The 6,219-nt window shown below is 64.8% G+C and carries 6 protein-coding genes; 3 read left to right on the top strand and 3 right to left on the bottom strand.

From position 1 onward, the window contains the following. Positions 1 to 47 precede the first annotated feature (47 nt). Entirely contained in the window at positions 48 to 1,865 is a 1,818-nt protein-coding gene (gene typA / locus ACP5MM_RS01420) for a translational GTPase TypA (RefSeq protein WP_427932926.1), read from the top strand. A gap of 212 nt (positions 1,866 to 2,077) precedes the next feature. Here typA and ACP5MM_RS01415 read toward each other — a convergent pair whose 3' ends face one another. The 3 genes from ACP5MM_RS01415 to ACP5MM_RS01405 all read right to left on the bottom strand — a co-directional run bounded on the left by ACP5MM_RS01415 (position 2,078) and on the right by ACP5MM_RS01405 (position 3,422). After that, entirely contained in the window at positions 2,078 to 2,686 is a 609-nt protein-coding gene (locus tag ACP5MM_RS01415; RefSeq protein WP_427932928.1) for a class I SAM-dependent methyltransferase, read from the bottom strand. Continuing rightward, positions 2,683 to 3,060 (bottom strand): Co2+/Mg2+ efflux protein ApaG, encoded by a 378-nt coding sequence (gene apaG / locus ACP5MM_RS01410; RefSeq protein ID WP_427932930.1) that lies wholly within the window; start codon positions 3,058 to 3,060, stop codon positions 2,683 to 2,685. The genes ACP5MM_RS01415 and apaG overlap by 4 nt, the downstream gene beginning before the upstream one ends. Positions 3,061 to 3,149: 89 nt before the next feature. Then, entirely contained in the window at positions 3,150 to 3,422 is a 273-nt protein-coding gene (locus ACP5MM_RS01405; RefSeq protein ID WP_427932932.1) for a YhbY family RNA-binding protein, read from the bottom strand. A 110-nt stretch (positions 3,423 to 3,532) separates the two neighbouring features. Between ACP5MM_RS01405 and ACP5MM_RS01400 the strand changes: the two genes are divergently transcribed. Beyond that, positions 3,533 to 4,186, top strand: coding sequence for an RlmE family RNA methyltransferase (locus ACP5MM_RS01400; protein WP_427933990.1), 654 nt, complete (start codon positions 3,533 to 3,535; stop codon positions 4,184 to 4,186). A 69-nt stretch (positions 4,187 to 4,255) separates the two neighbouring features. Continuing rightward, positions 4,256 to 6,175, top strand: coding sequence for an ATP-dependent zinc metalloprotease FtsH (gene ftsH, locus ACP5MM_RS01395; protein ID WP_427933989.1), 1,920 nt, complete (start codon positions 4,256 to 4,258; stop codon positions 6,173 to 6,175). Positions 6,176 to 6,219 lie beyond the last annotated feature (44 nt).

Raw genomic sequence — 6,219 nt, 5'->3', positions numbered from 1 at the left:
TTTTTTGGCCTGCGCTTGTTTTCTTATGTCTGTCTCTGGGGAAGTCCGTGAATCGTAAAATCCGCAACATCGCCATCATCGCCCACGTCGATCATGGCAAAACCACTTTGGTCGATCAGCTCCTGCGCCAGTCCGGCACCTTCGCCGCCCATCAACATCTGGAAGAGCGGGTCATGGACAGCAATGACCTGGAAAAGGAGCGCGGCATCACCATCATGGCCAAGAATACCGCCGTGCAGTGGGGCGATACCCACATCAACATCGTCGACACCCCCGGCCATGCCGACTTCGGCGCCGAGGTGGAGCGGGTGCTGGGCATGGTGGACGGCGTGTTGCTCCTGGTGGACGCGGTGGAGGGCCCCATGCCCCAGACCCGCTTCGTCACCCGCAAGGCCCTGGAGCTGGGCCTCAAGCCCATCGTGGTGATCAACAAGGTGGACCGCCCCGGCGCCCGTCCCGATTACGTCATCAGCGCCACCTTCGACCTCTTCGACAAGCTCGGCGCCAGCGAAGAGCAGCTCGACTTCCCCATCATCTACGCCTCCGGCCTGCAGGGCTACGCGGGCATGGATCCCAACGTGCGCTCCGGCGACATGAAGCCCCTCTTTGAGCTGATCCTGAGCCACGTGGCGGCGCCGGAAGGGGACCCGGAGGGGCCCCTGCAGATGCAGATCGCCGACCTCGACTACTCCAGCTATGTGGGCCGCATCGGTATCGGCCGCATCCGGCGCGGCACCCTGCGGCCGGGCCAGGATGTCGTCCTCATCCACGGCGTCGACCAGACCCAGACCCGCGCCCGCATCCTCCAGCTTCTCGGCTTCAACGGCCTCAAGCGCGTGCCTTGGGAGCGGGCCACGGTGGGGGACATCGTCGCCGTCACCGGCATCGAGGAGCCCTCCATCGGCGCCACCATCGCCGCCGTGGACTGCCCCGAGGCCCTGCCCTGGAAGCCCATCGACGAGCCCACCCTCAACATGACCTTCCAGGTCAATACCAGCCCCTTCGCCGGGCGCGAGGGCAAGTTCGTCACCAGCCGCCAGTTGCGCGAGCGCCTCTATCGCGAATTGCTCACCAACGTCGCCCTGCGCGTGGAGGACACCGACAACGCCGATGTCTTCCTGGTCTCCGGCCGCGGCGAACTGCATCTGACCATCCTCGTCGAAAACATGCGGCGCGAGGGCTACGAGCTGGCCGTATCCCGGCCCCGGGTCATCCAGCGCCAGGTGAACGGCGTCTGGGAAGAGCCCTATGAGGCCCTCACCGTGGACGTGGAGGAGCAGCACCAGGGGACCATCATGGAGCGCCTCGGCATCCGCCGCGGCGAGCTGCAGGACATGGTTCCCGACGGCCGCGGCCGCGTGCGCCTGGAATACCGTATCCCGGCCCGCGGGCTCATCGGCTTCCACACCGAGTTCCTCACGGCCACCTCGGGCACCGGCGTCATCAGCCACATCTTCGATGACTATGGTCCGGTGAAGGGGACCATCCCCGCCCGCAACAGCGGCGTGCTCATCTCCGCGGAGGAAGGCGAGGTGGTGGGCTTCGCCCTCTTCAACCTGCAGGAGCGCGGCCGCATGTTCGTCAGTCCCGGTGACAAGGTCTACGAGGGCATGATCATCGGCATCCATACCCGCGACAACGACCTGGTGGTCAACCCCCTCAAGGAAAAGAAGCTGACCAACATGCGCGCCTCCGGCTCCGACGAGAACATCATCCTCGTTCCGCCCATCCGCCTCACCCTGGAGGCGGCGGTGGAATTCATTGCCGATGACGAACTGGTGGAGGCCACGCCCCAATCCATCCGCATCCGCAAGCGTTTCCTGACGGAAAACGAGCGCAAGAAGGCCTCCCGCAGCGGCGGGTGAAGCTCTACCGGGCAGTTGGCAGAGGGGTGTTTCGCCGCGACTCCGGCCCGCGCCGTCGTTGTTCTAGGCGAAAGCCCGCGCCCGGCAGGCGAACTGTCTGAGCCCGCAGGGCGAGTTTTCGCCTGCCAGCGGGATGAGCCGTAGAACAACAGGCAAGGGCCGCCGGAGCAAAAAACCCCTCTGCCAACTGCCCGGTAGAGTGATGAACAACGTCACCCCTGCGGCTCGTCCTTGTGCAGCCGAATCAGGCGGAACCAGCCGTTCACGGCCGCCGGCTCGTCCGCAATGCAGCGCAGCTCCGGACAGGTGGCCAGGATCTCCTCAAAGACCAGGTCCGTATGGGTGGCGATGGGCCCGAGCAAGGGGCCGATGAGGCGGCGCAGGGGGGCCCTTTGCCCGGGGCGGAGAAACTTGTCCAGCACCAGGATCCGGCCCCCCGGCCGCAATACCCGCGCCGCCTCCCGAAGCGCCGCCGCAGCATGGGCGGTGACGGCGAGGATGAGGTGCAGGACCACGATGTCGAAGCTCGCGTCGGGGAAGGGCAGGGCCTCGCAGTCGCCCTCCACCAGCAAGGCGGCGCCCTTGCGGCGGGCGCGCAGCAGCATGCCGTGGGTCAGGTCCAGAGCCACGGTGACGCAGTCCTTGGGAATGTAGGGCAGATCCAGGCCGGTGCCGGCCCCCACCAGCAGGACGCGGCTGGGCCCTTCGCCGTGGATGGCGGCGAGGCTGCGCTGGCGCAGGGGCGCCGAGAACCCCGCCACCATGGCGTCATAGATGGGCGCCCAGACCCCATAGGCAGCGCGCAGACTGCGTGCGCTCAATGAAATACCGTGGCGACGGCCAGACGGAAAGGGGGAATGGGCACTTCAAAGCTGCGGCCGTCGTCGGCTACCATCTCATAGCTGCCGTGCATGCTCCCCACGGGGGTGGGCAGTACGGCACCGCTGGTGTACTGGAAGCGCTCTCCGGGATGGAGCACGGGCTGCTCGCCGATGACCCCCGGTCCGCGCACCTCCTGCACATGCCCTTCGGCATCGGTGATGATCCAGTGCCGGTTGAGCAGTTGCGCAGTGCGTTGCCCCTTGTTCTCAATGGTAACCTGATAGGCAAAGGCGAAATGCGTTTGTTCCGGGCTCGATTGCTCGGGCAGATAGCGCGTTTCCACGCTGATGGCGATTTCTGTTGGATGGTCCATGGCCTGCTCCTGATGACCGACCGGGTCGGCGCAAATCAGGAATCAGTCTATAGCTCCGGCAGCGAACTGCCAAGCTGCCGGGACCGGCTTCAGGCAGCGGATTGGGGGCGGTAGAGCATGACGATGCGGCCAATGCGCCCGACCAGGTCCGCGCCGCTGGCCGTGGTCAGGGCCTCGATCATTGCCGTCCGGTCCGCTGCTGCCAGGGCGGGCAGACGCACCTTGATGAGTTCATGGGCGGTGAGGGCGACCTCCAGCTCTCCCAGCACGCCGGGGCTGACCCCCTGATTGCCGATGATCAGCACGGGCTTGAGCAGGTGCGCGCGCCCTTTGAGGGCATGTCTTTGTTTGGCGTCAAGCATGGTATCCTCTGCCATCGGGACTCTGGAACGGGGCTGGCCGGCGGCGCAATGTCACCGCACCGGCCGCCGCAGGGCGAGTGTACGGATTAGTGGGAAACAGGTCAAAAGCATTGAGCAAAAGCAAATCCAAATCCAGTAGCCGCTGGCTGCAGGAGCATTTCAACGACCCTTTCGTGCAGCGTGCCGCCAAGGAGGGGTATCGTTCGCGGGCGAGCTACAAGTTATTGGAAATCCAGGAGAAGGATCGCATCCTGCGGCCGGGGATGCGGGTCCTGGATCTGGGGGCGGCGCCAGGCGGCTGGTCGCAGGTGGCCGCCCGGCTGATTGGCGGCAACGGGCGTCTGGTGGCTGTGGACCGTTTGCCCATGAATCCGATCCTGGGCGCGACGGTGATCTGTGGCGATGTTTACGACGATGCCATCCTGGCGGCGTGCGAGGAGGCCTTGGCTGGTGGCGCCGACTTGATTTTGAGCGATATGGCCCCAAATATGTCAGGGATAGCGAGCGTCGACCAGGCTCGTGCCATCGCCCTGGCGGATATCGCCCTGGACATGGCGCAGCGCTGGCTGGTGCCCGGCGGGTCCCTGCTCATGAAGGTCTTCATGGGGGCCGGGGCCGACGGCCTGCGCCGTGATTTGCGCCAGCATTTCCGGCGCATCGTGGTACGCAAGCCCGCGGCATCCCGGGCACGCTCCGCCGAGCAATACTGGCTTGCCAGCGATTTTCGGGGCATCCGGGGCGGGCCCTTGTCAGGATCGGTATAAGGGGGCTAAGATCAAAACCTGGACTTCAATTTATAATCTGTCTAAATCCCCAGACGGGGGGGCATCGGAATGAACAACGTATTGAAAAACGTGCTGCTGTGGGTGGCCATCGGAGTCATCCTCATGCTGGTTTTCCAGAATCTGAACCACAGCAGCGCGCCGGCGCAGGTGATGGATTTTTCCACCTTCGTCAGCAGCGTGAAGCAGGGGTCGGTGAGCGATGTGACCATCGATGGCAATCGCATCGACGGTGCCCTCAGCTCCGGCCAGCAGTTTCGCGTCTATACGCCGCCCAACGACACCCAATTGGTGCCCCAGTTGCTGGCGGCCGGGGTGAAGATTTCGGTGAAGCCGCCGGAAGGGCAGTCCTTGCTGCTATCCATTCTGATTTCCTGGTTCCCGATGTTGCTGTTGATCGGCGTCTGGATCTTTTTCATGCGCCAGATGGGCGGCGGCGGCGCGGGCGGGCGCGGGGCGATGACCTTCGGCCGCAGCCGGGCGCGGATGCTGACGGACGAGAACAACAAGGTCACCTTTGCCGACGTGGCGGGCGTGGAGGAAGCCAAGGAAGAATTGGCGGAGATCGTCGACTTTCTGCGTGATCCCCAGAAATTCCAGCGCCTTGGCGGGCGTATCCCCAAGGGGGTGCTGCTCATGGGTTCGCCCGGCTCCGGCAAGACCTTGCTGGCCCGCGCCATTGCCGGCGAGGCTCGGGTACCGTTCTTTTCCATCTCCGGTTCGGACTTCGTGGAAATGTTCGTGGGCGTGGGCGCGTCCCGGGTCCGCGACATGTTCGAGCAGGCCAAGAAACATGCCCCCTGCATCATATTCATCGACGAGATCGATGCCGTGGGCCGGCAGCGTGGCGCCGGTTTGGGGGGCGGCAATGACGAGCGCGAACAGACCCTCAATCAGCTCCTGGTGGAGATGGACGGTTTCGAGGGTACCGAGGGGATCATCGTCGTGGCTGCGACCAACCGTCCCGATGTGCTGGATCCGGCCTTGTTGCGGCCGGGGCGCTTCGACCGCCAGGTCACCGTTCCCTTGCCCGACATTCGCGGTCGGGAGCAGATCCTGCAGGTCCACATGCGCAAGGTGCCGGTGGCACCCGACGTGGATGCCCGGGTCATTGCCCGCGGCACGCCGGGCTTCTCGGGTGCCGATCTGGCCAATCTGGTCAATGAGGCGGCGCTGATGGCGGCCCGCAAGAGCAAGCGCCTGGTGGACATGCACGATTTTGAAGACGCCAAGGACAAGGTCATGATGGGCGCCGAACGCAAGTCGGTGGTGATGAGCGACAAGCAGCGGGAAACCACGGCCTACCATGAGTCCGGCCACGCGGTGGTGGCCAAGCTCCTGCCAGGCACGGATCCGGTCCATAAGGTGACCATCATTCCCCGCGGCAGGGCCCTCGGCCTTACCATGCAGTTGCCCACGGAGGATCGCTTCAACTACGAGCGCAATGATCTTCTCAACAACATCTCCATCCTCATGGGCGGCCGCATTGCCGAAGAGGTCTTCCTCAATCAGATGACCACCGGCGCCGGCAATGACATCGAGCGGGCCACCGACCTGGCGCGGCGCATGGTCACGCAGTGGGGTATGTCCACCTTGGGGCCCATGGTCATCGGCGAAAAGGAAGAGGAGGTATTCCTCGGCCGCGAGATCACCAAGCATAGCAATATCTCGGAAGAGACGGCGCGAACGGTGGATGAGGAGGTGCGCCGCATCATCCACGACCAGTACCAGATTGCGCGGGGCCTCATCGAGGACAACCGGGACAAGGTGGAGGCCATGGCCCGCGCCTTGCTCAAGTACGAGACCCTGGATGCCAATCAGGTCAATGACATCATGTCCGGCCATGACCCGCGGCCTCCCCAGGAGGGAGGGGCGGGGCCGACGCCGTCCAACCCGGACGGGGCGGTCGCCGAAGCCGACAAGACGGGCAAATCCTTGCCCGGACTGCAACCGGGAGAGCATCCCGTCTGAGCGCCATTCTGGACTGCCAGGGGCGCCTGCTGGATCTGGGGCGC

This window comes from Acidithiobacillus sp. (genome assembly GCF_049965315.1).
Taxonomy (GTDB): Bacteria; Pseudomonadota; Gammaproteobacteria; order Acidithiobacillales; family Acidithiobacillaceae; genus Acidithiobacillus_B.
Note: the sequence above shows the minus strand (reverse complement) of the source record. Positions and strands in the feature narration are given on the sequence as shown.